The organism is Natronorubrum sediminis, from assembly GCF_900108095.1.
In the GTDB taxonomy this organism is placed as follows: Archaea; Halobacteriota; Halobacteria; order Halobacteriales; family Natrialbaceae; genus Natronorubrum; species Natronorubrum sediminis.
Window position 1 is genome coordinate 327,747 of sequence record NZ_FNWL01000001.1, and the last position, 25,367, is coordinate 353,113.

At 63.1% G+C, this 25,367-nt stretch carries 26 protein-coding genes; 4 read left to right on the plus strand and 22 right to left on the minus strand.

The genetic code is table 11. The features are described from left to right. Positions 1-15: 15 nt before the first annotated feature. From acs (BLW62_RS01650) to BLW62_RS01670, 5 genes are all read right to left on the minus strand, one after another. Positions 16-1,992 carry an acetate--CoA ligase gene (gene acs / locus BLW62_RS01650; protein WP_090504277.1) on the minus strand — a complete coding sequence of 659 codons (1,977 nt, stop codon included), beginning with the start codon at positions 1,990-1,992 and terminating at the stop codon, positions 16-18. A 277-nt stretch (positions 1,993-2,269) separates the two neighbouring features. Further along, on the minus strand, positions 2,270-4,603 hold the full coding sequence (locus BLW62_RS01655; protein ID WP_090504281.1) for a bacterio-opsin activator domain-containing protein: 2,334 nt from the start codon (positions 4,601-4,603) through the stop codon (positions 2,270-2,272). A 161-nt stretch (positions 4,604-4,764) separates the two neighbouring features. Then, positions 4,765-6,744, minus strand: coding sequence for an acetate--CoA ligase (gene acs / locus BLW62_RS01660; RefSeq protein ID WP_090504284.1), 1,980 nt, complete (start codon positions 6,742-6,744; stop codon positions 4,765-4,767). Between the two features lie 225 nt (positions 6,745-6,969). Beyond that, entirely contained in the window at positions 6,970-7,464 is a 495-nt protein-coding gene (locus BLW62_RS01665; protein ID WP_090504287.1) for a universal stress protein, read from the minus strand. An 87-nt stretch (positions 7,465-7,551) separates the two neighbouring features. Continuing rightward, positions 7,552-7,989: a universal stress protein gene (locus BLW62_RS01670; protein WP_090504290.1), complete on the minus strand. Its 438-nt coding sequence runs from the start codon at positions 7,987-7,989 to the stop codon at positions 7,552-7,554. Positions 7,990-8,096: 107 nt separating this feature from the next. On the opposite strand from BLW62_RS01670, the gene BLW62_RS01675 reads away from it, so the two are divergent. Then, positions 8,097-8,312 (plus strand): hypothetical protein, encoded by a 216-nt coding sequence (locus tag BLW62_RS01675; RefSeq protein WP_090504293.1) that lies wholly within the window; start codon positions 8,097-8,099, stop codon positions 8,310-8,312. Between the two features lie 18 nt (positions 8,313-8,330). On the opposite strand, the gene BLW62_RS01680 is transcribed toward BLW62_RS01675, so the two are convergent. The 17 genes from BLW62_RS01680 to BLW62_RS01760 form a co-directional block, all read right to left on the minus strand. Further along, on the minus strand, positions 8,331-9,122 hold the full coding sequence (locus BLW62_RS01680; RefSeq protein WP_090504296.1) for a hypothetical protein: 792 nt from the start codon (positions 9,120-9,122) through the stop codon (positions 8,331-8,333). A gap of 84 nt (positions 9,123-9,206) precedes the next feature. Next, positions 9,207-10,013, minus strand: coding sequence for a hypothetical protein (locus BLW62_RS01685; RefSeq protein ID WP_090504299.1), 807 nt, complete (start codon positions 10,011-10,013; stop codon positions 9,207-9,209). Positions 10,014-10,073: 60 nt separating this feature from the next. Beyond that, complete coding sequence (locus BLW62_RS01690; protein WP_090504302.1) at positions 10,074-10,622, minus strand: hypothetical protein; 549 nt, start codon at positions 10,620-10,622, stop codon at positions 10,074-10,076. Further along, positions 10,622-11,821: a DNA polymerase V family protein gene (locus BLW62_RS01695; RefSeq protein ID WP_245726646.1), complete on the minus strand. Its 1,200-nt coding sequence runs from the start codon at positions 11,819-11,821 to the stop codon at positions 10,622-10,624. Before BLW62_RS01695 ends, BLW62_RS01690 begins: the two co-directional genes overlap by 1 nt. Positions 11,822-11,993: 172 nt before the next feature. Further along, complete coding sequence (locus tag BLW62_RS01700) at positions 11,994-13,295, minus strand: outer membrane protein assembly factor BamB family protein (RefSeq protein WP_090504304.1); 1,302 nt, start codon at positions 13,293-13,295, stop codon at positions 11,994-11,996. Positions 13,296-13,297: 2 nt separating this feature from the next. Further along, positions 13,298-13,669, minus strand: coding sequence for a DUF3209 family protein (locus BLW62_RS01705; RefSeq protein WP_090504307.1), 372 nt, complete (start codon positions 13,667-13,669; stop codon positions 13,298-13,300). Between the two features lie 62 nt (positions 13,670-13,731). Beyond that, positions 13,732-14,967, minus strand: coding sequence for a CbiX/SirB N-terminal domain-containing protein (locus BLW62_RS01710; RefSeq protein ID WP_090504310.1), 1,236 nt, complete (start codon positions 14,965-14,967; stop codon positions 13,732-13,734). Between the two features lie 21 nt (positions 14,968-14,988). Then, positions 14,989-15,684, minus strand: coding sequence for a cobalamin biosynthesis protein (locus BLW62_RS01715; RefSeq protein ID WP_090504313.1), 696 nt, complete (start codon positions 15,682-15,684; stop codon positions 14,989-14,991). Further along, complete coding sequence (locus BLW62_RS01720) at positions 15,681-15,947, minus strand: ferredoxin (RefSeq protein ID WP_090504316.1); 267 nt, start codon at positions 15,945-15,947, stop codon at positions 15,681-15,683. The genes BLW62_RS01715 and BLW62_RS01720 overlap by 4 nt, the downstream gene beginning before the upstream one ends. Before the next feature lie 36 nt (positions 15,948-15,983). Further along, the gene (cobJ, locus tag BLW62_RS01725) at positions 15,984-17,027 is read right to left on the minus strand and encodes a precorrin-3B C(17)-methyltransferase (RefSeq protein WP_090504319.1); all 1,044 of its coding nucleotides are present in this window, start codon (positions 17,025-17,027) and stop codon (positions 15,984-15,986) included. Between the two features lie 28 nt (positions 17,028-17,055). Continuing rightward, positions 17,056-17,928, minus strand: coding sequence for a precorrin-3B C(17)-methyltransferase (locus BLW62_RS01730; RefSeq protein WP_090504323.1), 873 nt, complete (start codon positions 17,926-17,928; stop codon positions 17,056-17,058). Further along, complete coding sequence (gene cbiG / locus BLW62_RS01735; protein ID WP_090504326.1) at positions 17,925-18,920, minus strand: cobalt-precorrin 5A hydrolase; 996 nt, start codon at positions 18,918-18,920, stop codon at positions 17,925-17,927. Before cbiG ends, BLW62_RS01730 begins: the two co-directional genes overlap by 4 nt. A gap of 207 nt (positions 18,921-19,127) precedes the next feature. Next, complete coding sequence (locus tag BLW62_RS01740) at positions 19,128-20,075, minus strand: cobalt-precorrin-4/precorrin-4 C(11)-methyltransferase (protein WP_090504329.1); 948 nt, start codon at positions 20,073-20,075, stop codon at positions 19,128-19,130. Positions 20,076-20,077: 2 nt separating this feature from the next. Continuing rightward, entirely contained in the window at positions 20,078-20,896 is an 819-nt protein-coding gene (locus tag BLW62_RS01745; RefSeq protein WP_090504332.1) for a cobalt-factor II C(20)-methyltransferase, read from the minus strand. Then, the gene (gene cbiT, locus BLW62_RS01750; protein ID WP_090504336.1) at positions 20,893-21,489 is read right to left on the minus strand and encodes a precorrin-6Y C5,15-methyltransferase (decarboxylating) subunit CbiT; all 597 of its coding nucleotides are present in this window, start codon (positions 21,487-21,489) and stop codon (positions 20,893-20,895) included. The genes BLW62_RS01745 and cbiT overlap by 4 nt, the downstream gene beginning before the upstream one ends. Before the next feature lie 164 nt (positions 21,490-21,653). Continuing rightward, positions 21,654-22,580, minus strand: coding sequence for a ferritin family protein (locus BLW62_RS01755; RefSeq protein WP_090504338.1), 927 nt, complete (start codon positions 22,578-22,580; stop codon positions 21,654-21,656). Positions 22,581-22,662: 82 nt separating this feature from the next. Next, entirely contained in the window at positions 22,663-23,970 is a 1,308-nt protein-coding gene (locus tag BLW62_RS01760) for a cobyrinic acid a,c-diamide synthase (protein ID WP_090504341.1), read from the minus strand. A 117-nt stretch (positions 23,971-24,087) separates the two neighbouring features. On the opposite strand from BLW62_RS01760, the gene BLW62_RS01765 reads away from it, so the two are divergent. The 3 genes from BLW62_RS01765 to BLW62_RS01770 all read left to right on the plus strand — a co-directional run bounded on the left by BLW62_RS01765 (position 24,088) and on the right by BLW62_RS01770 (position 25,320). Continuing rightward, complete coding sequence (locus tag BLW62_RS01765; protein WP_090504344.1) at positions 24,088-24,657, plus strand: DUF1802 family protein; 570 nt, start codon at positions 24,088-24,090, stop codon at positions 24,655-24,657. An 83-nt stretch (positions 24,658-24,740) separates the two neighbouring features. Then, positions 24,741-24,905 carry a hypothetical protein gene (locus tag BLW62_RS18460; RefSeq protein WP_175459656.1) on the plus strand — a complete coding sequence of 55 codons (165 nt, stop codon included), beginning with the start codon at positions 24,741-24,743 and terminating at the stop codon, positions 24,903-24,905. Between the two features lie 118 nt (positions 24,906-25,023). Beyond that, positions 25,024-25,320 carry a hypothetical protein gene (locus BLW62_RS01770; RefSeq protein ID WP_245726647.1) on the plus strand — a complete coding sequence of 99 codons (297 nt, stop codon included), beginning with the start codon at positions 25,024-25,026 and terminating at the stop codon, positions 25,318-25,320. Positions 25,321-25,367 lie beyond the last annotated feature (47 nt).

Here is a 25,367-nt window from a genome sequence, read left to right on the forward strand (position 1 = left end):
AAAAGAACGACGTGGTTACTCGGCTTCGACCTGTTCTGCGATATCGTCGACGACTTCCGGATTCCGGAGCGTCGAGGTGTTACCGAGCTCGTTGCCACTCGCGATGTTCTCGAGCAAGCGGCGCATGATCTTGCCCGAGCGCGTCTTCGGCAGTTCGGGCGTGAAGATCACGTCTTCTGGCTTGGCGATCGGGCCGATCGAATCGAGGATGCTCTCGACGACGCCCTCCTCGAGGTCGTCGTCGGGTTCCTGGCCGTCTTCTGGAATGGCATAGACGTAGACGGCTTCGCCTTTCACGTCGTGGTCGCCGCCGACGACGGCGGCTTCGGCGACGCCTTCGACGCCGACGACGGCCGACTCGATTTCCATCGTGCCGAGTCGGTGTCCGGAGACGTTAATCACGTCATCGACGCGACCAAGCACGGTGATGAAGCCGTCGTCGTCGATTTTCGCGCCGTCTTCGGGGAAGTACACCCACTCGTCGGCGTCTTCGTCGGAGTACTCCTGCCAGTACTCCTGAAGGAAGCGCTCGTCGTTTTGATAGAGCGTGCGCAACATCCCCGGCCACGGTTTGTCGACGGCCAGGTAGCCGGCGTTTCCGGGTTCGACTTCGGTGCCTTCGGCGTCGACGACTTTACCGCTGATGCCCGGTAGGGCTGGGCCGGCGGAACCGGGTTTCATCGTATCGATCCCCGGTATCGTCGTGATCATGTGGCCGCCGGTTTCGGTCTGCCACCAGGTGTCGACGATCGGACAGCTCTCGCCGCCGATGTGTTTGTAGTACCACTTCCACGCACGCGGATTAATCGGTTCGCCGACCGTCCCGAGCAGCCGCAGTGAGGAGAGGTCGTGACGGGCCGGATACTCCTCGCCCCACTTCATGAACGCCCGGATGGCCGTCGGGGCGGTGTAGAGCGTATCGACTCGATTCTTCTCGACGAGTTCCCACATTCGATCCTTGTCGGGGTAGTCGGGCGTCCCCTCGTACATCATCGTCGTCGTCCCTAACGCGAGCGGGCCGTAGACGATGTAGGAGTGGCCGGTAATCCAGCCGATGTCGGCCGCACACCAGTAGGTGTCCTCGGGTTTGACGTCCAACACGGCGTGACTCGTCCACGCAGTGTAGGCCAGATAGCCGCCCGTGGTGTGTTTGACACCCTTCGGCTTACCGGTGGTCCCCGACGTGTACATCAAGAACAGCATGTCCTCGGCGTCTCTCGAGACCGGTTCGACCGACTCGCCCTCGTGCTCGTCGACGAGTTCGTCGTAATCGGTCTGATTGTCCGCCAGCGAGTGCTCAAGGGCGTCACCGAGTCGGTCGACGACGACGACGTCCGAAACGTCGTGTTCGACGCCCTCGAGACCCTCGTTCGCCTTCGAGAGGTGGTCGAGGGCGTCACCACGCCGGTAGTAGCCGTCGCAGGTGACAAGGTGCTCGCTGTCGGCGGCGTTCATCCGCGTGGCGAGCGCGTCGGCCGAGAAGCCGGCGAAGACCACCGCGTGTGGCGCGCCGATACGGGCGCACGCGAGCATCGCGATCGGAAGTTCGGGGATCATCGGCATGTAGAGGGTGACGACGTCGTCTTCTTCGACGCCGAGGTCGCGTAGCGTTGAGGCGAACGCTTCGACCTCGTTCAACAAGTCACCGTACGTGTACGTGCGCGTCTCGCCGAGTTCGCCCTCCCACTTGATCGCCGCGCGATTCTTCGCGCCGTCTTCGACGTGCCGGTCGAGACAGTTGTACGACGCGTTCAGGTCGCCGCCGGTAAACCACTCGTAGAACGGTTCGTTGCTGTCGTCGAGCACCGTGTCGTACTCGTTCTCCCAGGACAGCAAGTCGGCTGCCTGTTCCCAACACTCGGGCCAATTCTCCTCGAACTCGTCGTAAATTCCCGGATCCGTGACGTTCGCTTGCTCGACGAACGACTCGGGGGGCTCGAAGGCCTCCTGCTCTTCGAGTCGCGCCTCGAGACTGGCTTCCTCCTGTGACATGATACACCATTCCAATAGACTACGGGTATAGTAAATGCGCCATCTAGGTGTACAAAACGGGATCGAAAACGAAGTGGTCAAGTGACGAACGGCGAATATATTAGGGAGTTATATCTGGTTATACCGGCCGACATTCTCGCCTCTCCGCTGGTACGACACGACACGTCACCCGTTGGCTGCCAGCGTTCGAGGACGACATCACGAGAAAACGGAACTCGCTCTAGAAGCTTAGTGTCTGTTTCGGACGAGAGACTGCAAGTGCTAGATTCGAGTTCGATCAATCACGTCGATACTCGATGTCGTCGACGGCGATATCTTCTCCATTCGGTTCGTCGAAAAACGTCCGGAGGAGTTCGTGTTGGCCCTTACGGAGGTGGTTGTGAAGCGTCGGTGACGAGATACCCATTGCGTCGGCGATCTCCTCGGCCGTACTCTCCCGGGGCCAGTCGTAGTAGCCGCCGAAGTAGGCGGCTCGAAGCGATACTTCCTGTCGATCAGTCAGGCGCTCCTCGAGACCCTCACGGAACTGCTGGGCGGTCTGGACGGTACGTTCTGCGTCGCGCTTGCCGACGAGTTCCGAGTCCGGAAACGAACTCCGGAGGCCGTCGACGATCGTTCGCAGGTTGGCGTCGGCCGCACACTCGGCCGTGATCGTCGCGATACCACCCTCGAATCGCGCGTCGAGGACGGTGGTCCCGTACTCGGTGAGCGTCACGATTGGACAGGAGCCATCGACGACGAACTCGACGCGACAGCCGTCTTCGTCCGTCTCGACCAGCCGATAATCGTCGATGCCGGGATCCTCGGCGGCGAGATCGAAGACATCGGCGGGCGACGCCTCCTCGAGTCGGAGGTAGTACACCTGCGTCGACTCCGAAATCGCGACCAGCGAGTCGAGTATGAATCGACACCCGAGCCGTCGCGACGCGTTCACCAGGAACGAGGAGTCATCCCGACAGGCGATTTCGAGTTCGACAACGCGATCGGAAAGCAAGAGGTTACGCCGCCGAACGGCGGCGATCGCGTAGCCACCCTGTCGGCCGATGACCTCGAGCCACCGTCGCTCGTCGTCGTCGAACGCGTCCGTTCTGTCGGTTGCGACCGAGAGGGTGCCGTACGACGTATCGCCGTAGGCCAGGGGAACACGAGCGATCGCACCGTCGCCGTCTGTGGCCGAAGCGCCGTCGCTACGGTCGGATTCGTCGCTCGCCTCGCCGTCGATGTTCAGTGAGACGCCACGCTTGACCGTCACCGACATCGACCCGTCGTCGGCCGCCGTCGCTTCGTCCGTCCGTCCCCGCCGTTCGCTCGGAAGCGACCTCGAGTCGTCGGGGGGCGACGACGACCCGGCGTCCCACGCCTCGGGTACGAATTCTTCGACGTCGCCGGGGTCGATCCCGCTCGCGGGGCGTCGGTCCTGTCGACGCTCGGCGATCGTCTCCCGGTCGATCCAGGCGTACTCGTAGGCCGCACCCGTCGTCATCGCCGCACACATTTCCGACTCGATTTCCGCGTGATCGGTCGAGACGAACAGCGACTGCGTGACCCGGCGGTGGGCCTGGGCCACCGCATACCGTCGCTCGAGTTCGTCCCGGCGAGACCGGGTCGACTCGAGATCCTCGTGCGCGCTCGTGACGTCGCGGACGAAGACGGCGAACCCGCGGTGGCGACTCTGCTCGTCGCGCAGTGGTGAGATGACTTCTGTCGCTCGAAACCGTGAGCCGTCTTCGTGAACGCGCCAGCCGTCGGCTTCGGTGCCCGACTCCTCGAGTGCAGCAGAGAGGATTCGATCGGGTTCGCCGTCGTCGACGGCCTTGTCGGTGTGAAATGCGGAGACGTGCGTCCCGACGATTTCGCCGGCCCGGTAGCCGAACATCGCGGCCGCACTTCGATTCCAGCGGTCGACGTAGCCCTCCGCGTCGAGGCGAAGGAGTGCGTACCGTTCGCTCGCCGCCAGAAGCAAACGAATCACGCTGTCGTCGCTGACCATCGAACCGCGTTGGCGTCGGCGCTGCTGGCCGCGTTCGGATCCTGCGGGGCGTTCGACAGCGTCGAAGGCGTCGACGATCGCCGCGTCCGTCGGCTCGGGGAGATAGGACTCGAGGGCTTCGAAACTCTGCCAGCCGCCGACACTCTTGACGACGCGCGGATTGACCGCGTGCTCGACGAGCGCTCGCCGCGCGAAGTGCTGGCGGAGGTCGCTCGTCGACACGTCGCTGAGTGCGGGCTGGTCGAACAACTCGCTCGCACGGCCAGCGACGTCAGAGACGAGCATCTGGAGGCGTCGAGGCGTCACCGAAAAGATTCGATCGTCCGTCGAGAGGTCGTTGCTTCGAGCGTAGCGACGAAGTTCCCGCTCGACGTGTGTCGGCAGGTACGCCGTTCGCTCCTCGTCCTCGTCGTCGACGGCCGGGACGCGAACGAGGTACCGCGGCGGGTCGATCCGGACCTGCTCGACGTGGTCGATCGTGAGTTCGGTGAGTTCGGTCGGTCGAAGGCCGACGTCGCCACAGAGGCGAACGACGAGCGCCTCCCGGTACGTTTCGGCGGCGTCGAGGAGCGATTCGAACTGCTGACGCGAGAACGCCGGTGAATCTGGATCCTCGAGCATCGTTATTCGCTCTTTCAGGTGACGCGAATATAATTGTATCGTCCCGGTACTGTTCGAACGGGTGGTTCACCCGATTGCACCGATATCAACAGGCTTTCTCGTTTCGTCTGAGTCAATACTCCGAAACGATGTCGTGAGAAATCGAGCGCCGTCGCCGGTCGTCACTCCTCGCGAATCTCTGCTTGAATCTCGCCGACGATCTCCGGATTGCGAAGCGCGCTCGTATCACCGAGTTCCTCGCCGTTCGCGACAGCCTCGAGCAAGCGACGCATGATCTTCCCGGAGCGAGTCTTCGGCAACTCGGGTGTGAAGAGGATGGATTTCGGTGTCGCCATCGGGCCGATCGCGGTTTCGATACTTCGTTCGATCGTCTCGCTCATGTCGGAGTCGTCCACGTTGTACCCGCCTTCGGTGCTCACGTAGGCATGGATGTCCGTCCCGTTCGATTCGCTCGAGCGCCCGACGACGGCGGCTTCCGCGACGCCGTCGACATCGGTGATCGCGCTCTCGATTTCCATCGTGCCGAGTCGGTGGCCGGAGACGTTGATCACGTCGTCGACGCGACCGAGCACGGTGATGTAGCCGTCGTCGTCGATCGTGGCTGCGTCGCCGCTGCCGTAGCGCCACTCGTCTTCTTCTGGATTGGAAAATCGCTCCCAGTACTCCTCGCGAAACCGGTCGTCGCCGCTGTAGAGCGTTCGGGCCATCCCCGGCCAGGGCTCGGCGATCGTGAGGTAGCCGGAGTCGCCGGCCTCGACTTCCCTCCCGTCGTCGTCGACGATCTGGACGTCGATCCCCGGCAATCCGGGGCCGGCAGCGCCGGGTTTCATCTCGTCGACGCCCGGTAGCGTCGAGATTGTCACGGCCCCCGTTTCGGTCTGCCACCAGGTGTCGACGATCGGACACGCCTCGTCGCCGACGTGCTCGTAGTACCACTGCCACGGCCGAGGGCTGATGGGTTCGCCGACGGTGCCGAGCAGCCGCAGCGACGAAAGGTCGTGTTCGTTCGGGTACGATTCACCCCACTTCATGAACGCGCGAATCGCCGTCGGGGCGGTGTAGAAGATGTCTACGGCGTTCCGGTCGACGATCTCCCAGAGGCGATCCCGGTCTGGGTAATCCGGCGTCCCTTCGTACATCACCGTCGTCGTCCCTAACGCGAGCGGGCCGTAGACGATGTAGGAGTGGCCGGTAATCCAGCCGATGTCGGCCGCACACCAGTAGGTGTCCTCGGGTTTGACGTCGAGGACGGCCTGGGTCGTCCAGGCGACGTGAGAGAGGTAGCCCCCCGTCGTGTGAACGACACCCTTCGGTTCGCCGGTGGTTCCCGACGTGTACATCAAGAACAGCATGTCCTCGGCGTCTCTCGAGACCGGTTCGACCGTTTCGCCGGCGAATCGACGCCGCAAGTCGTGATAGTCGTGCTCGTCGTCGCCGAGGACGTGGGGCATCTCCTCGCCCAGTCGGTCGACGACGACGGTCCGGACGTCCTGGTCGACCTCGAGTCGGGCGTTGTCGGCCTTACTCTTCTGATTGAACGCGTCGCCGCGTCGGTAGTAGCCGTCGCAGGTGACGAGGTACTCGCTGTCGGCGGCGTCCATCCGCGTCGCGAGCGCGTCCGCGGAGAGTCCAGCGAAGACGACGCTATGAGGGGCACCGATGCGGGCGCAGGCGAGCATCGCGATCGGTAGTTCGGGGATCATCGGGAGGTAGATCGTCACGACGTCGTCCGCTTCGACGCCTAACTCTCTGAGCGCGGCGGCGAACTCGTTCGTCGCGACGTAAAGGTCCCGATACGTGTACGTCTCTCGCTCGCCGTGTTTTCCTTCCCAGCGAATCGCCGTGTGCGTCTTTCGACCGTCCTCGAGGTGACGATCGATACAGTTCTCGGCGGCGTTCAATTGCCCGTCAGCGAACCACCGGTAGAAGGGCGCGTCTTCGTCCTCGAGAACGGTCTCGTAGGGCTGATCCCAAGAGAGGAGGTCGGCGGCGCGCTCCCAGCACTCGGGCCAGCGTTCGTCGAACTCGTCGTAGATGTCCGAATCCGTGACGTTCGCTTGCTCGAGGAACGCCGCCGGTGGACGTCGCAGGGATCCAGTCAGGACGGGGTGGTCACGGGCCCACCCATTCCGATCGACCATATACGTTCGAACCGATGGCAGTCAGGTGAATAAACGTTCCTCTGGCAGCAAGCACGAATCGCCGTCGGACACCGGGTTGGCGCGCCGTCGTCGTTCAGGTGCGACGCTCCTTGCGCGTAACTGTGATCGTGTTGATAACTGACTGCCGCGCCGCTCGTCCTCGCGGAGTTGCCACGCTGAGAGCGAGTCCTCACTCCGCTCGCGTCGCGTCCGACGGACCGCCGCTCACTCAATCGTCGAGTCGATATCCACTCGCTCCGCAGGATCAACCTCGTCACCGGGTTCACGAACGACGTAGACGTCGTAGCGCTGATCGTTCGCAACCGGACTCCCGACGCTCGAGTGGGGCGCGATCACGGACCCCGCGTTCTCCGAGCCGATGAAGACGACCGACGCCTCGAGTTCCCTCGCGACGCGTCGAATCTCCCTGACGACGGTCGTCGTCGCCGTCGCCGTGGGTTCCTCGGAACTGACTCGCTCGGTCTGAAACGTCGCCTCTGGTGCGATTTCGGCCGCTCGAGTCTGCAATCCGCGTTCGATCGCGTCGACGTCGAAGGGCTCGCCCATCGTGATCCAGTTTCGCTCTCGAGCGTACTCCGAATCGTCCGGAATCACCGTCAACACGACGAGTTCTTCGTCGAGAAGTTCCCCGAACGTGGCTGCGGTCTCGAGTGCCTTGTTCGCTAATCTGGACCCATCGAAGGGCGCGAGTACCGTCATACCCCTCTGTGCCACGACGTCAGTGGTAAATGTTCGCCCGGAGAGGCTCGCAGAATAATCACACCGCTCGAGGCGACACCGTTTCACTCACGGTTGCTCCGTTCCGCCCACGACCAGCACCGACCGCGATGTCGAACGCAACAACCTGTCGACGGTACTTCCCAGCAGCGACCCGTGAAACGACGAGTGACCGCGAGCACCGATGACGATCACGTCGGTTCCTTCCTCGCCGGCGTAGCGACGGATCTCCTCGTGTGGGATCCCGGATCGAACGGCCGTTTCGACGGCGACCCCGGCGTCGTCGGCCGTCGCCGTCACGTCCTCGAGAATCTCCGTTGCGCGTTCACGACGGTGCCGTTCGGCTTTTTCCGGATCGACGATTGCGTTGTCGTACTCGGTCCGACTCTCGAGGACAGTGAGGACGAACAGCGTCGCTTCGAGGGAGCTTGCGAGGTCGACCGCACGCTCGGTTGCTTTTGTTGCCGCGTCACTGCCATCCGTGGCGAGGAGAATTGCGTCGTCCATGGTGTGTGTTCGCTCCGCTCGAAGAAAGTTTTGTGCTCGAGATCGGATGAACGCGGCTGGCTCGCGCTTTCGACGGCTACTATATGGTGTCAGTCATACGGTCACGTATGTCCGAGGAAGTCCCGGTCAATCGTGTGGATTTACTCGCGCTCGCGGTCGTTTCGCTCGTCGGTGGGGTGGTACTGGCGGTACTGCTCGCGCCGGTCGAACTCACACCCGAGTTCATCAGCATCATCTTTCTCGGCATGATGCTCCTGGCGTTCTTCTTGTTTATCCCAGTCATGGGCGCTCGACTCTTCATCGACGACTGGCGCGAAGAGTAGCTCCGACGCGAGTCAGTCTCACTTCGAATCCGGCATCGTCGAATGGCTGGTCGAGACGTTCATATCCGCCCGTTCGGAGGGTGACGGTGCGACGGTCGAAAGCCGCTCTCGATCTTTGCCCCCCGAATCGCCGTCGTCGGAACCGAGTCCAGGATCAAGCAGTCCGTCGTCTTCGTCGTCTTCCTCACCGTCTTTATCGGCTCCTTCTTCGTCCGACTCCTCGTCATCCTCCGCTTCGTCGGTCGCGTCGTCCGCCTCCTCATCACCGTCGACGACACCGGCTGTCGCTTCCTCGAGTCGCTGTGTGAGGCCCTCGAGGTCGTCGCTTACGTCGGTTACCGTCGACTGAAACGCGTCTCGGAGTTGCTCGCCGATCTTCGATTCGTCCGCCTCGTCATCGTCGGCGGGTTCGTCTGTGTCCGCCTGGTCGTCGGTACTCATCTCTTCGTCTTGTGTTTTCTTCCGAGAGTGCCTGAGCGCGTCGGCTGCCGTCTCGAGTCCCTCGTTATCAGTCTCGGCCAGATTCGCGAGGTGGAATAGCTGCTGGAGCGTGTCGACGCGTTCCGGATCCCCCTGTGCGATCGCCTCCGGGATCGAATCCGGCTCGCTGCCGTCCGGCAACGTCTCCAATCCGACCGCCTCGAGAATCTCCGGCGGGTCTGCGGACTCGAGAAACGCACTCGCCTGTTCGGCCGCCTCGAGTACGTCGGGCTGATCCGACTCGCTCCCATCGTCGCCGAGCATCGACGCGCTCGCTGTCTCCGCGTCGTGGAGAATCTCGCGTACGTCTTCGGTAGTTGGTTCACTCATGTGTGGCCTCGTTTGTGTCGCCGGCCCGCCGTTTGGGTCGCCCACCGATGACGGTCGGTCGGGAGACCGCGAGCGAAAGCGGGGTTACGACGCGTTCGCCTCCGCTTCCTCCGTATCGTCGGTTTCCGTTTCTGCGTCCTCCTCCGCGCTCTCCTCCTCGTCGGTTACCGCAGCGATGATTTCTTCGGTCATCTCCTCGCGGCTGAGGTTCGCCTTCACGTCAACGTCTTTCGCGACCGATTGGAGGTCGTCGTAGGACATCACCCCGAGGAAGTCCTCGAGGGTATCCCGGCGGAGGTCTTCGATGTCTTCGACGGACATCTCCTCGTCTTCCGCCGTCGGCTCCTCGGACTCGTCACCCTCCTCGGTCTGGGCCGCTTCGTCGTCGGTATCCGCACCCTCCTCGTCGGGTTGTTCTTCGTCTTCGGCTGTGTCTCCCTCCTCACTCTCAGCCGTGTCGTCTGCATCGTCCGGCGTTTCGTCGTCGGTCTCGGAATCGTCCGCCTCGTCGCCACCGATCTCTCCCTCGAGGAGGTCCTCGATTCCATCGTCGTCTGCGACGCGTTCGGCCACCGATTTGATCGTCTCCGACGACGCGCTCTCCGAGAGCGTCTCGCTGAGGGCGGCTTTGATCTCGGTCTTGAGGTCCGATTGCATCTCCGTTCGGTCTTTTCCCTCCTCGAATCCGGCGGCGAGCGACTGGTGGATGCCGCGTCCGATCCCCGCACCCAGTTCGCGACCGGCGCGTTCACCGATCTCCCGCCCGACCGCGCCACCGACAGCACTGCCGTCGATACTCTCCTCGATCGACCCCTCGCCGAGCAAATCGCTCACCTCGAGTTGGTCGCTTACCTCCTGTGCGACCAGTTCCGACAATCCGCCCTCACTCATGGCCGTCACCTCGAGTGGGACTCGGGATTCTACCCTCGAGACGCTGGTCTACGTGCATGATTAGTCGTCCTCGCTGTCGGCTTCCTCGCCGTCATCTTCCGTCTGTTCACTCGAGTCGTCGGCCGATTCCTCGCCCGCGTCGTCGCTTTCCTCATCCTCAGTGGCGTCGTCTGTTGCTGATTCGTCGTCGTCGCTTTCCTCCTCGGTTTCGTCCTCGGATTCGGCTTCGTCGTCTTCTTCGTCTGCGTCTTCTGCTTCCTCGTCACCGTCTTCTGCCGTCTCGTCTTCGCCCTCCGATTCTTCGCCGTCTTCAGTCTCTTCGTCCTCATCCGCCGCTTCGTCGTCTTCGGCTTCGGCCTCTTCGTCCCCATCCTCGTCGGGGCTGAGCAGTTCGTCGACGATCATGTCGCCAATCGTCTCCCCGATCGATTCGCCGATCTTTCGACCGATGAGCGCGCCGAGTTGGCCGCCCAATGCCTCGCCGAGTGGCTTGTCGTCGTCGATTTCGTCCTCCCACTGGGTCCCCTCGACGAGTTCGTGAACGTCGATGTTCTCGGTGATCTTTTGATAGTCGATTCGCTGGGTCAGTGACTCGGATTGTTCGCTCATTATTGGGCCTCCGCCTGTGACGGCGCGTCAGATTCGTCTCCCGATTCGTCCGCTCGTTGGTCCGGTTCTAACTGCTTGAGTACCTGTTCGATCGCCTGCTCGAGGACGATCGAAATGAGGTCCTCGAGTGGCGACCCCGGAATCAATCCGGCCAGTTTCTCTCTGAGCCAGCTTCCGGCAGCCCTGATTCGGCTGTCCGATTCGGCGTCTTCGTCCGCTGACTCCTCGGTGTCGTCCTCGTCGTCCATCTCGGACTCCGCTTCCTCATCTTCGTCGTCCCCAGCAGCCTCTTCGTCCGACTCGCCGATACCGAAGAGTTTGCTGAGTAGCGCTTTTGGCTTGCTCGCGAGCGTACTGAGCAGTTCCTTCAGCTTGCTCGCGAACCTGGAGAGCAATTCTTTCGGTTTGCTCACCAGCGTGCTGAGAAGGCCTTTGAGCTTCCCGCCGAAGCTCTCGAGTAACTGTCGTGGCTTCTCGAGTACCCCCTTGAGCAATTCCACGGGCTTCCCGAGTATCGATTTGATCTTGTCCGGGATCGACATCGTGCTGTCCAGAAGCCCGCTGACGGCCGAAAGCAGGTTCCCGAGTAGGTTATTCTCCCCCGGGCGAGCAGACACGTCGAGCGTGACCGGATTCAGATTGACCTCGAGGCCGAGCAAATCGAGAAAGAGACCGTCGAGATCGAGGTGAAGCACGCCGGATGCCTCGTCTCCTTCGTACACGTCGTCAGCGTCTTCGACGTGGTAGTCTTCAGATTCTTCGTCTCCGTCGTCCGAATCTGCGTCGTCGGCCTCCGTTTCGTCCTCGTTGGATTCCGTTTCACTTTCTGTGTCTTCCTCGGATTCGTCCTCGTCGGAGTCCGTTTCACTTTCTGCGTCTTCGTCGAATTCGTCTTCGCCACGTCCGTCCGCGGAGTCGTCGGTCGATTCGTCGTCCGCCGCTTCGGTCTCGTCCGATTCGTCGGTCTCTGCCTCCACGTCGTCACCGTCGTCGGTTTCCGCGTCCGCGTCGTCCGACTCCGATTCGGATTGTTCTTCACTCTCGGACTCTTCCGAGAGCTCTGCCTGTCCGCCGTCGGTCACTAGTCGGGTGACCGAACGCTCTTCGCCGCCGTCGCCATAACGATGACTCGAGGTGTCTGTATCCGTCGCGGAAGCCAGACACTCCGCAGAGTCATCATCTCCCAGACCCGTTGTCATTATACGAGAATACGCACAACAGTCGGCACTGTGGTAATTGGCCTTGCGTGTGCGACTCTCGAGCAGGTCGATAACCGAGGGTAGACGACATCAACGGCGTCCTGACTGTCGGAGTCGAAACCGCGAGAACGAGTCGATCTGTGCCGATGTTACTCGAGGGTGACGACGTGTATTACTCGAGGGTAACGATATGGAGTGCGTACTCCCCGCGCGTCCGATCCTCGTCGTGGTACGTCACGGGCTCTTCGATTGCTGCGAGCGTGTTCCCGGCCAACGCACAAGCCGTGGCGATGCCCTCGAACGGTTCGACGCCACGAGAGCCAGACTTACGGTCGAACCAACGAACGGCGTGGGTGTCGGGGTCGCGAACACGGAAGTTCTGGGCACACGGCGTCACGACCGTTTCGCCGTCCGTTGCGAGGCCGTGAACGAACCCCTGGACGCCGTCGGCCCACAGGAGTTCGCCGTCGGCGTCGAACGTCGCGAGACGGTGCTCGTGTGGATGTCGGTGTTCAGTTTCTCGAGCGCCGACGGCGTAGGTGTTCCCAGTCACGAACGACACCGTCCCGTCGCTCGCGACGGCGTGGTTCGGGTACGCATAGAGGGTCTCTCCCTCACGTTCGGTTTCGACTGCGAGGTCGACGTGCCAGCGTTCCGCGCCGCCGGGTCCGAGCAGGTAGCCGCGTTTGTCGCCGTGACTCGAGACCGCGATCGAATCGCCGTCGAAGGAGACGTCACCGACGCGGCGGTCACCGTCCGTCCCCGGGTCCCAGGTCCACTCGAGCCCTCCTGATTCCGTCTCGAGGACGACGAGTCCGGTGTCGTGGTCGCCCATACAGCGGTTGTATCCCACTGCGAGTCGTTCCCCGCTGGCGTCTATATCCAGCGCGATGGGCGAGGCGTCGGTTTCGTACGTCCAGCGAACCGAGCCGTCGGCGGCGAACGCGTAGACGGTGCTGTGCCACTGGCGCGTCTCGCCGTCGCGTTCGTACCGTCTCGCGGCGGCGTAAAGCGTTTCACCGTCGGGAGCGACCTCGAGGTCGACGACGTAGGGGAGGTAGAAGATTGTGTCTTTGACGGCTTCGCCGAGGTCGTCGACGGTGTCGTAGCGCCAGCGTTGGTCGCCCGTCGTCGCGTCGTAGGCCGCAATGGTTCCCGTGTCGCCGCGTCCGGCGACGACGACCGTCTCGGCAGTTCCACCGTCCTCGAGCGTCGTGATCCCGACCGCGTGCTCCGGGTGGGTGAGCGACCAGCGGGTCTCGAGCGATTCGGACCCGGCTGCTCGAGCGGTGACGGTTCCGTCCCACTCGCCGGTAACGACGAGGGTGCCGTCATCGGCAACGTGAACCGCGGATCTGGTCCACATGTGGCGACTGCGAGCCGACTCGATGTCGCCGAGGGGGACCGACTGGAACGCGAGGGTCTCCCGTCCGTCCGTCGGGCCGTCTCGGTCGGTGTCAGCGGTTTCAGCCATTCTCACTCCTCGGTTGGGAAGATTTCGTGCAGCGTGTCGTGGGCCTCCCCGAGCCCGTCGACGATGCTCTCACTTTGCACCCGAAGGCGCTTGATCGCTCGCTCGGCGTTTCGCACCTCGAGCAGCCGACCTCGCGTGTAATCGTATTCGGGATCGTCGCGGTCCATTTCGGCGACCTCCTCCTCGAGGTCGACTAGCGCCGCGTCGAGATGGCGTTCGATCGCCGTCAGGCTTTCAGCCTCGACGAGGGCCTCGATCGGTCCCTCGAGATGACCCTCGAGTTCTTTCTCCGCGTGATCGCGGGCGTGTTGGTCCCCGACGCCGAGGACGTTCATCAATCCGAGTCGCAGCGCTTCGATTTCGTGGCAGCTCATAGTTGTGCTTCGTTGTCGTCGGTCTGGATGTCGAAGTTCGTGGTTAGCGTGCTATTCGTCTCTCAAAGCGTCTGGTCGACCAGTTCGCTCACGATTCGGTCGCGATCGAGGTGGTCCCCGACGATTCGCTCTGCGTCCTCGCTCGAGACGTCGCCGTACCAGATACCGTCCGGATAGACGGCGACCATCGGTCCGTCGCCACAGCGTCCCAGACAGGACGAGCGCGTGATCCGTGCGTCGCAGTGCTCGGAGTCTCTGGCTTCCTGTCGCAACCGTTCGAGCACCGCGGGAGCGCCCATGTCGGCACACGTCCGATTCGTACAGACCGTGACGTGCTTCGCGGGGGCGTCGTGGGTGTGGGGTTCGTCGTCGACGTTCTCCCGATCCGCGTGAGCGTCCTGGTGAGCCAGCGCGCGCAACATGGCGCGAGCGCCGCCGACGTCTTCCTCGTAGCCCTCGAGGTCGACCTTGTACTTACAGGTGTCACAGGACATCTCCACGCTGTCGCTGCGCGCTTCTTGCCAGCGATCGGCGAAAACGTCGAGCAGTCGGGAGTCGGTTCCCAACGGATCCCCCGCCAGCGCGTCGACGTAGGGGTACTCGTCGTCGAACTCGCTCGTCCAGTCGCGAACCCGCTGGGTCAACACCCCGTCGCCGAGCATGTACGGCAAGACGACGACAGCATCGGGCCGGTGCTTCGAGAGTCCGTGGAGGCTCTCCTCGAGCGTTGGCTCCGTGACGCCGATAAACGAAGCCTCGACGCGGTCGAACTCTCGTCCCTCGTAGAGCAGTCGTGCGAGTTTGTGGACGTCGCCGTTGGCGTCCGGATCGCTCGAGCCTCGACCACAGAGCACGACGGCCACGTCGTCCGCTGTCCGGTCGACGCCAAGTTCGGTCTCGACCGCGCCAGCCCGGTCGTCCAGCAGGTCCAAGATCGCGGGGTGTATTCCGAGGTGCGCCCCATTATCGATCTCGAGGTCGTATCGCCCGCGGGCCTGCTCGATGGCCAGTGGCACGTCGTTCTTGACGTGACTCGCGGCGAACAGCGAGCAGTGGACGATCGTCACCTGCGAGGCGACCGGTGCGAGCCCGGCGAGGGCGTCGTCGATCGAGGGCTCTGCGAGTTCGAGAAAGGCGGCGTCGGCCGGAATGCCGAGACGGGACTCGAGGTCCGCTGCGAGTTCGCGCACCTGTTCGTTCGACTTCTCTCGACGCGAGCCGTGGCCGACCAGGAGAACGGCCTCGTCGTCGAAGGCGGCCGTCGACATCGCGGATCGTGACTCGTCGGGTGTGCTCATCGTGGTAGTGGGTCGAAATCGTTAGTCGTCGTACGCGTCTGCCTGCTCGAGGCTCGCCTCGAGTTTGCGTCGTCGACTCGGTGCGAACAGGCCGGTCTCCTCGCAGTTTTCGTAGAGCCACGTCCCGAAGGCGGGGGCGGCCTCGTCGTCGACGCCGAACCAGTAGTCACCCGAGGAGGTCTCCCCGAGGTCGCCGTAGGGCGCGTCCACGGGACAGTCGTCGATCAGCTCCTGTACTAACTCGAGTAACTCTCGATCCTCGTGGACGAACGAGATGCCGACCGTCCCGCTCGAGGACTTGAAGCAGATGGTGCCACAGCCCTCGAGCACCCCTCGAAGGAGTTCTCGGTCGTGACTCGAGAAGGCTCCGAAGCGGTAGTGTCCGCGGCCGTCGACGGGGAGGCCCAGTGCGCCGCTGCGTCCCAGCAGCGCGGAGTCGCTACCGTTCTTATCCCCGCCGACCGAGAGCGTGTACTCGTCCTCCGTTCGGGTGATCGACGTATCGTGCGCGTAGTCTCGGCTGGTCGTCTCGTGTGCGACGGCGCCGCCTGCGACGGCTGCGAGCACCCGTGCGGACTCGTCGTCGTTGGTGACGACCTCGATACCGGTATCGGAAACGTTCCCGCTCCCGGCGACGTGGCCCCAGAGGTACGCCGACGCTGGGTGGCCAGCGAGCGGGTCGACTGGGACTTCGACTTGCCGTTCGGTTTCGCTCATTTGCCCACCTCTTCGACGATAATCGCGTCCGTCGGACAGGCTGCAGCGGCCTGCTTCGCTTCGTCGATGCGGTCGTCGTCGAACGTGGCGACGACGCGTTCTGCGTTGTCGGTGACCTCGCCTTCGCAGTCGTAGACGGGATCCGCGCTCGGATCGACCGTCGCGAGGCCGTCTTCGCCCTCGACGAATCGCGGGTCTCGCGTCAGGCAGGCGAAGATGCCGTCGCAGGCGTCTTTCTCGATTGTGACTTCGTATCGTGGCATTGTGGATTAGGTGTGTTCGCTGGTCGGGTCGTTGGATCAGTAGTCGTACTTCGTCTCGTAGCCCCGCGGCGTGACCATCCGGTCGTCCCAGACGTAGGTGTCCTCGGTGCCGACGACGATGGTCGTCGTCATGTCGATGATCTCGCTCTCGCCTAACTCCTCGAGTTCGGCGAGTTCGGTGATCATCACCTGTTCGTCCTCGCGACCCGCGCCGTGGACGATGCCAACCGGCGTGTCTTCCTCTCGGTGGGTCAGCAGGATCTCACAGCACTTCTGGAAGTTGTCGCGACGCTTGCGACTCCACGGATTGTAAATCGTGATCGTAAAGCTCTCACTCGCGACGGAGTGCAGGCGCGATTCGATCTCGGGCATCGGAACCAGGTGATCCGACAAGGAGACCGAAACGGTGTCGTTCACCAGCGGCGCACCCAGGCGGGCCGCACAGGATTGGGCCGCCGGCACGCCCGGAATCACGTCGAAGTCGACCATCGAGGCCGTCGCGCCCTTCGACTCGAGGATCTCGAGTGCCAGTCCAGCGAGCGCGTAGACGTTCGGGTCACCGCTGCCGACGATGGCGACGTCGTTGCCCGCGAGCGTGCGGTCGATGGACTCCTCGGTTCGGGAGACCTCGCCGCACATCGGCGTATCGTAGATCTCGTCGGCCTGCTCGGTGATCTCGTCCGGAATGAGTTCAATGTAGGTCGTGTAGCCGACGATGTGATCGGCCTCGAGCAACGCCGTCTTCGCGCGTTCGGTCATCCCCTCCGCGTGACCGGGGCCGAGACCGACGGCGGTTAGCTGGCCAGGGTCGGCGTCGAAGTCGTCGACTTTCGCGCCGACTTCCTGTTCGTTGCTGCTCGAGTCGTCGTCCGAACTCGAAGCGCCACACTTCGAACCCGAAGACGAGGATGCGGACGAACTCGAGGCACCGCACTTCGAGCCCGAGTCGTCCGAGTCGCTCGAGGACGCTCCGCACTTCGAGGTGCTCGAGGCCTCGGATTCACTCCCGGTTTCGGCGGTGCTCGAGGCACCGCATTTGGAGGTCGATTCGTCGGCGTCTGCGTTGGTATCCGTGCTCATGGTTGGGTGTCGTGTGTCGGTTGGTGTCTCAGAAGTCGTCGACGTCACGCCCGCCGCGGGGGGTGACGAGGTACGTTCGGTCGTCGTTGCGCCAGGTTTCGGTCTCGTGGTTGCCGATGATCAGCGAGGTGCCCATCCCGGAGACCTTGTCGTCGTGGTCGGCGGCCTCGCCGAGGGTGGTGACGAACTCGCTCTCGCCGTTGCGGCCGGCGTCTTCCCGGCCGGCGTCGTTGACGATGGCTACGAAGGCGTCGTCGGTTCGTTCTTCTCTCACGATCTCGACGGCCTGTTCGTAGTTTCGCCAGCAGTTGTAGAGGACGATCACGAAATCGGAGATGGCGGCTGCGCGAAGCTTCTCCTCGATCTCGTCCCAGCCGCGCCACTTGTCCGACAGCGAGATCGTACAGAAATCGTTGCACAGTGGCGCGCCGACGTTGGCTGAGCCGCCTAGTGCCGCCGTGATTCCGGGGACGATCTCGATCGGCACGTCCGTCGCGTCCTCCTCCTCGGCCATCTTGAAGATGAGGTCCGACTTGCCGTAGACGGATGGGTCGCCGCCCGAAACGTGGGCGACATCTTTCCCCTCACGGACGTAGTCGAACGCCGCGCGGGCGAGTTCGATCTGCCGACCCATCGTCGAGCGGACGATTTCCTGTTCGAAACCGTCGTCCCGGACTGCAATCCCGTCCTCGTCCGTCTCTTCCTCCGGCAGCAGGGTCCCGTCATCGCGCAGGAACTCCTGGTAGAGACTCGAGGCGATGACGACCTCCGAGGATTCGATGACCTGCTTTGCCTTCGCGGTCATGTGATCTGGGAGGCCGGGCCCGATGCCAACGACGTAGAGGGTGCCGTGGTCGTCGGGGGTCCCTCCTGTATCGGAACTCGCGTTCTCGGTGCTCATCGGCCAATCGCCACCGTAACCTCGTTTTCGTAACCGATCTTCTCGAGGACCAGTTCTTGTTCGGCACTCCCCGCAATCGCGCTCGCCTCCGAGACGCCTGGCCAGCCGATCAGCTCCTTCGATTTCGAAGGCGTCGGCCCCTCGTGCTCGAGGAGCGTTTCCTTGTCGAAGGCGACCACGCCGAGGTCGAGTTCCTGGGCGGCCTCGAGCAACCCTTCCTCCTCTTCTTTCCGGGTCGCGGTGCCGACGAACTCGACGTCTGAGAAGTCGTAGTCCGTTTGCTCGAGTGCTTCCTCCCAGGCTGCGACGAACGACTCCGTGCTCGCGCCGGAGACGCTGCCGGTGCCGATGACGATTCCATCCTGCATGTTGCGCTTGAGGACCGTCACGTCGTCGCCGACGAGAACGGCCTTGGGGCCCTCGAGTCGCTCCACGGGACCCAGATTGTCGTCCAACACGGCGAGGTTCGTCTTCACCGTCGAATCGCCGTTGACGACGTGGGTGTCCATCGCCTTCGCGCGGGACTCGACGCCCTGCTTGCCCGCGGCCTCGCTCGCGGTCGTCATCGCCGGAATCGCGCCCATCGTCGCCAGATCCTGTGCGACCTGATTTGCACCGTGGTGGCCGCCCGTGATCGGGATGGCCCACGTGAGTTCCTCGTCGACGACGCAGATCGCGGGGTCCTCCCACTTGTCGTCGAGCAGATGGGCCGTCTTTCGCATCGCGATCCCCGAGGCCATGAGGCCGATGAAGCAGTCGTACTCGCCCCAGTGCTCCTCGAACACCGTCCCGTGGTATTCGATAATGTCGATCGCTTCGTAGCGATCGCCGATTTCGGCCTCGATCTCCTCGGCGGTCTCCATCTTCCGCCCGAAGGAGATGATCGCGATCTCTTCTGCGACTTCACCGTCCGAATCGGCCGTCGAACAGTGGCCGCCGGAGTCAGTGCTCGAGTCGTCCGTCTCGTCCGTATTCTTCGTTCCTGAACTCATGTTGAAACCTCTCTCGTACCGAAATTGTCCTGTCTACGTCCTATCGACCCGTCCAATCCACTTCCGAGGTGGGACTGAAAGGGGCTGGCTCGGTCGGTCCGGTGAGGCGACGCAAGGACCGCAGCGAAGCGAGGACCACAGCGAGTCGCAACTGGTCGAGCGAGCCAGGGGCTTTCGGGGTGTTCGCTGTACCGACTACGGTGTATCTCAGTCATCGCTCGCCTCCGGTTCGCTCGTATTCTCGCCCGAATTCCCCGAGGAGCCTCGATTCGCCCAATCTCCGTAGAGGAACGACCGCTCGTAACCGGCACCCGTGACTGCATCACCGATAACCACCATCGCCGAGGCCCGATAGCCAGCCTCCTCTACCTTATCTGCAATAGTGCCGACTGTTCCGACGATGACGTCCTCGTCGGGCCAGGAGGCGTGGTAGATCACGCCGACCGGCGTTTCGGGGTCGTGGCCGTCCTCGAGCAGGCGATCCATCGTATCGCGAACGGCGTGGGTGCCGAGGTAGATACAACTCGTCACGTCGCCCATCCCGACGAAGTCGGAGATGTGGTCTTCCTCCTCGGTCAGGGTCTTGCCCTGTGGCCGGGTGAACGCGACGTGATTCGAGACCTCGTTCAGCGTCAGTTGGGTTCGCAGCGTCGCGCTCGCCGCAAACGCAGACGTCACGCCAGGCACGAAGTATGTCGGGACGTCCTCATGCTCGAGGGCGTCCATCTGCTCGAGTGCAGCGCCGTAAATCGCGGGATCGCCGCTGTGCAGGCGGACCACGTTCTCGCCGTCTTCGTAGGCGTCCCGCATCAGCGGGATCAGTTCCTCGAGGTCCTTGCCCACCGAGTTCACGAGTTCCGCGTGGGCGCAGTACTCCTCGAGCAACTTACTGTTGACCAGCGAACCGGCGTGAACGACGAGGTCTGCTCTCTCGAGCAGTTCTTTTCCGGCGACCGTCAGCAGCCGCGGGTTGCCGGGGCCAGCGCCGACGAAGGGGATTCCCTCCTGTTCGTCGCCGGCGTTGTGTTCGAAAATTCGGTCGTCCAGTTCCTCGCGGCGACGTTCGCCCTGGGCGTCGATCGCCTGCTGGGGGTCGTCGCCTCCATCCGTTGCAACCGGTCTCGCAGCGTCGTCGTTCGTAGTTGTCTCCGTCATTCTCAGTGGCCTCCGCAGTCGCCGTGGGTGCAACCCTCGGCGATTTCTTCCGTCACTACTGCTCCGCCGTCTGCCAACGGCTCCTCGCTCGCCGTCGATTCGTCCTCGCTCGCGCCATGCTCGCTGCTTTCGGCCTCCGTCTCGAAGGCAGCCGTCGCCTGCTCGACCTCGAGATCCTCCTTTACGGCGTAGGCGAGCGTGTAGTAATCGCGTTCGTCGATCTCCTCTGGATCGTCGGTGACGAGGGTCTCGCCTTGTTCCATGAACAGTCGACGGCCGTAGGTCACGTCGTAGCCCGCTTCGAGGAGCCCCTCGTGGGTCGCCGGCGCGTCGGTGACCTTGAAGCAGATCATGCGATCCGGCCCCGTCGGGCTGTGGCCGTTCGCGGCCTCGCGAAGGGAAAGTCCCGCACCGGCTTCGATCTCGACGCCCATCGCGGTCGCGAAGGCCGTCACCGCACTGACCCCAGGGACGATCTCGAGTTCTACATCGGGATGGAACGCGTCGATCGTCCGGCGCAGGTGCCCGAAGGTCGAGTAGACGTTCGGATCGCCCAGCGTGACGAAGGCGACGTCACCCTCCCGTGCGTTCGGGGCGATTTCGGCCGCAGCCTTCTTCCACGCCGCGCGAAGCTTCTCTTCGTCTTTCGTCATCGGGAAGTCGAGGTCCCCAATTTTCGACTCGTCGACGTGCTCAAGGGCGACGCTTCGCGAGAGGCGACCCGGCGAGTAGACGATATCACAGTCCTCGAGCACCTGCTTCCCGCGAACGGTCACGAGGTCGGATTCGCCGGGGCCAAGTCCGACGCCGTAGAGCGTCACTTCTCATCACCTCGCTGCTCGGCTTCCGTCTCGCCGTCCGAATCCGTCGTCGCGCTTCCGACCAGCATGTACACTGGATTCTCGGAATTAAAGCTCGTCGCACCGGCGAGTTCGTAGCCGTGACTCACCTGAAACTGGACGACTTCCTCGAGGATCTCTCGCTCGCGAAAGGCTTCCGTCGCCTTCCCCGCGACCTCGAGTCGCGAGACGTTCATCACGATTCGGTCGACCTCGGTGTCGACGGCGTGATCGAGAACGGCCTCGAAGTTTCGGCTGCCGCCGAGAAAGAGGGCGTCGGCGTCGTCTGGCAGCCCAGTCGGTGCTTCCTCGTTTCGTAATTCGACGTCCGCTTGAAGGGACTCCTCGTTCGCTGCGAGGTTCTTCTCCGTCGTCTCGAGTCGTTCTGCCTTTCGCTCGAGTGCCGTCACTTCTCCGGCTCGGCGTGCGGCGTCGATCGTGATGGCTCCCGTACAGGAGCCGACCTCCGCGAAGTGATCGCCGTCCTCGAGTGCGAGCTTCGAGTGGACGACGGCGCGGACCTCAGGCTTGGTGGGCCCGGCCTTCGCGTCGTGTGGGAGCGCGATGGGTGGCATCACCTGAGTGAACAGAGTCCTCTCCTAAAACAATTTTGTTTGTGGTAGAACAATCTACATTGTCAAAGTGTAGTTGAGGTAGCGCAACTGAAGTGGCTACTTGGGCGTGCGGCACTGCCGCTCGAAGCAGGTGGTATCGCTGGGGAAGAAACGAGACGAGTCGATCAGTCCGCGGCGCGTGCCGTCTGCACGACCTGCTTGACGTCGCTGTACTCCTCGAAGCGCTCGCGACCGATGTAGTCGATCGTATCCTGCAGGTACTGCGTCGTCTGCTTGCCGATTTTCGCCTGATCGTAGCCCTCGAAGGGCATCTCCATCGGAGCCGCAGCGAGGAGGCGGTTCTCGACGTACTCCTCGATCCGGGGCTCGTAGACGTCGTGGACGATGTCGGGTTCGGCGATGGCGAGTTGTTTCATCACCCAGCGCCCGTTCTCGATGTGACGCGTCTCGTCCTGTCGGACCTTTCCGATCGATTCCTGGAACGACTCGAGGACGATTTCCCGGCCCATCTCTTTGGCTTTCAAGTCGATCATTTGGTCGAACGAGAGGTAGCCGCCGCGAGCGAGTTGCGCCTCGACGATGCCCATGTAGTTCAGGTAGGCTTCGCCGAGTGAGTAGACCAGTTCCTGCTGGTCGCCACTGTTGATCGCTGCCAGCAGTTCGTCTGCGGTATCGTACAAGTTGTCCGTGCTGTATCCGTGTTCCTGGTAGCCCCCTTCGCGGTAGGGATCGGTATTCTGCGTCCCGAAGACCTCCTCGAAGTAGCGACTGAACAGGTCCGTGTGTTTGGCCTCCTCGTAGACCTGCTGGGCCAGATACATCTCCTCTTGGACGGTGTCGAAGGGCATCTCGTCGTTGTCGAGTGCGTCGAGTGCCATCATGTACGGTGCGAGCGTTCGCGTGACGTCCTCTTCACCGTCGTAAAACCCGGCACAGGTCGCCAGGAACCGGTTCTGTTCTGCTTCGCTAAACTGCTCCCAGTCTTCCTTGTCGGCCTCGAGATCGTAGTGATCCGGGTCCCAGGTTCCCTCCCGTTTGCCCTTTCGGTACAGTTCGTAGGACTTCTCACGGTTACTGTAATCAATTGGCATACTTCTACCACCAGGCAGTTCCTTATTAGTGTTGCTAACAAAACACCTAGCCCGTTCAAGTCAGTTGTTTTACCGCCTCGAGTTACGCGTCGAGTTGCTCGAGAAACCGATCGAACGCGCCGCTCTCGGGGTGGACGTGAACGTAGGTCCCCAGCGAATCGTACTCCAGTAACCCGTCGTGTTCGCCGTCGATACCGTCGCCGCGAACCGTTTCGAACGCGAAGCGGGCATCGCCGTCGACGGCAGCACTCGAGTAGTGGAACTCGTGACCGCGAATCGTCTCGCCTGCTGGTGCAGTCAGCGTTCCCGTACTCGCCTCGAGTTCGACGTGATCCAGCGCCTGATAGCGCTCGTGCATGGTCACGTCGGCGGGGAGAATGCCCGCCATCTCGTGGTGGTCTCCTTCCGCCGTCGTCAGCGACTGGCCCATCGCCATCAGCCCGCCACACTCGCCCAGAACGGGGAGGCCCTCACTCGCACGCCGGCCGAGTTCCGAGAGCGTCCCCGCGGACTCGAGTTCCGCGGCGTGGAGTTCGGGATACCCGCCGGGCAGATAGACGCCGTCACACTCGGGAACCGAGTCGCCCGCGACCGGCGAGAACGTGACAAGTTCCGCTCGCTCGCGAAATCGCTCGAGCGTCGCGGGATACCGAAAGCAGAAGGCCGCGTCGCCGGCGACGGCGACGCGCGCGTCGACCCACGGTTTCGGTTCCGAGGGCGTGTCGGGTGGGGCTGGTTCGCTCGCCATCGCGGCCAGTCGCTCGGCCTCGAGCGTCTCCGCCGCCTCTCGGAGTGCCTCTCGCGGCAGCGCGGCCTCCTCGCCCATCTCGAGACCCAGATGCCGATCCGGAATCTCGAGGTCGGGGTTCGGCGGGATGCGTCCGAAGAACTCGAGATCGTCCGGAAGCGCGTCACGAATCCCTTGTTCGTGGCGACCACCGTGAGCGCGCTGGGCGACGATGCCGGCAACCTCGACGTCGCGACCGATCGTCTTGGCGTAGCGCTGGAACCCCAGCGCCGTCGCAGCCACGCTCTCCATGCCCGCCTTCGCGTCGACGACGAGCACGACGGGAACGTCGAGCGCCTCGGCGACCATCGCCGTACTCGAGCCGTCGCCGTCGTACAGTCCCATCACGCCCTCGACGACACAAATGTCTCCCTCGCCGCGCTGGTAGTTCCGCTTAAGACCGTCCTCGCCACAGAGCCACAGGTCGAGCGTGCGTGAGGGGCGTCCCGCGATCGCCTCGTGGTGGCTCGAGTCGATGAAATCCGGTCCGGCTTTCGCCGGCTGGACCGAATAGCCCGCGTCCTCGAGCGCCTGGACGATAGAGAGCGTCGCGACCGTTTTCCCGACACCAGAGCTGACACCGCCGAGGACGAATCCGTTCATTATTGGTTTCGTTCGGACAACTGAACTTGAATCCGTCGGTGCTGGCAGCGCCGCCTCGACTGCGGGGCGGGACCGAAATCGAGTTGGGGGTCGGCCGTCTGCACTCGGATACCAGCCATGAGCGACACGGAGACGCGGACCGCGACGACCGACGCGAGACCCGCACTGAAAGAGCGCGCCGGCGTCGTGAACGCCTTACTCGAGGGAACCCAGACAGTCCTCGTTCGCCACCCGACGCTCGATCCGGGAACGATCGACGAGCCGTTCGCGTTGTACCCATCCTACAGCCATCAGGAGCCGACTCGGTACCAGTCTCGGTACGAACACTACTACCACCGTGCGAGTACGAAACCGGACGCGGGAATCCCCATTCGAGCCGTCGCCGAGGTTTGCGAGGAGCACGCCGTCTCGAGTGATGACCTCGGGGCCCTCGCCAGACACTACGTCTACACCCCTGATGGCCTGCGAGACAAGTACGATCCGGACGACGACCTCCGCGTACTTGTGCTTCGAGTGAGCGAACTCGAGTCCCCTCGCTTCATCGAGGAACGGGGTAGCTATCGCGGCTGTCGGGCCTGGATCTCCCTCGAGGAGGCTGTCGACGTGTCCCTCGAGTCGGCAACGCCGGTGCTCGACGACGCGACGTTTTCGGAGCGAACGGCGGCTGTTCGCGACGCACTTGCCTAACCTCCACAGCCATCGACCCCACTGATCACCCCCACCAACGAACTTAACCACTCGAGTCCGTTACCTCGTCCTCGCTGGTCCCTATGACTGAACACGCTGATCAGGAAACCGAGCACCACCTTCGAGAGGCGATTCGACACCTCAGCGAGGCACAGGACGGGGAGCTTAGAAAGACGCACGACGTCGCCATCGAGAGGGTCCTCACCACCGTCTCGACGGTCCTCCGCGAACACAGCCAGGACGAGTAGCGACGGTGCCTTTTTCGTTTCAGTTCCCGCTCAGGCGACCACTCGCTGATTCGAGACCTCGAGCCACCACTCGAGATCCGGCCACAGCGTTATCCCGATCCTTTCCGTCTATTCCAGTATGACGGGTGAGACCGACGACCAAGGCGAGGCACCTGGGACGAACGCCGAACAGCACACGACGGCTGCGCGTCGCCCGAACGGTGGCACTTCGGACTCGCCTCGCCAGTGTCACCGACGCGGGTGCGACGAGCCGGCGAGTTTCGTCGTCCTCGAGCGATACCAAGAGGAGACCGGCCACGGAGCCGTCGAGGCCCGGGCCGAACTCTGTCGAGGCCACACCGACGAGGAAAGCCCGGCGAACCTCGACGGTGCGTACGACGACTACGTCTTCCGCGTCGAACCCCTCTCGGAATAAGGTAGACGGAATCCGACAATACGCGTCGTCAGGTGCGTCTTCTGTCG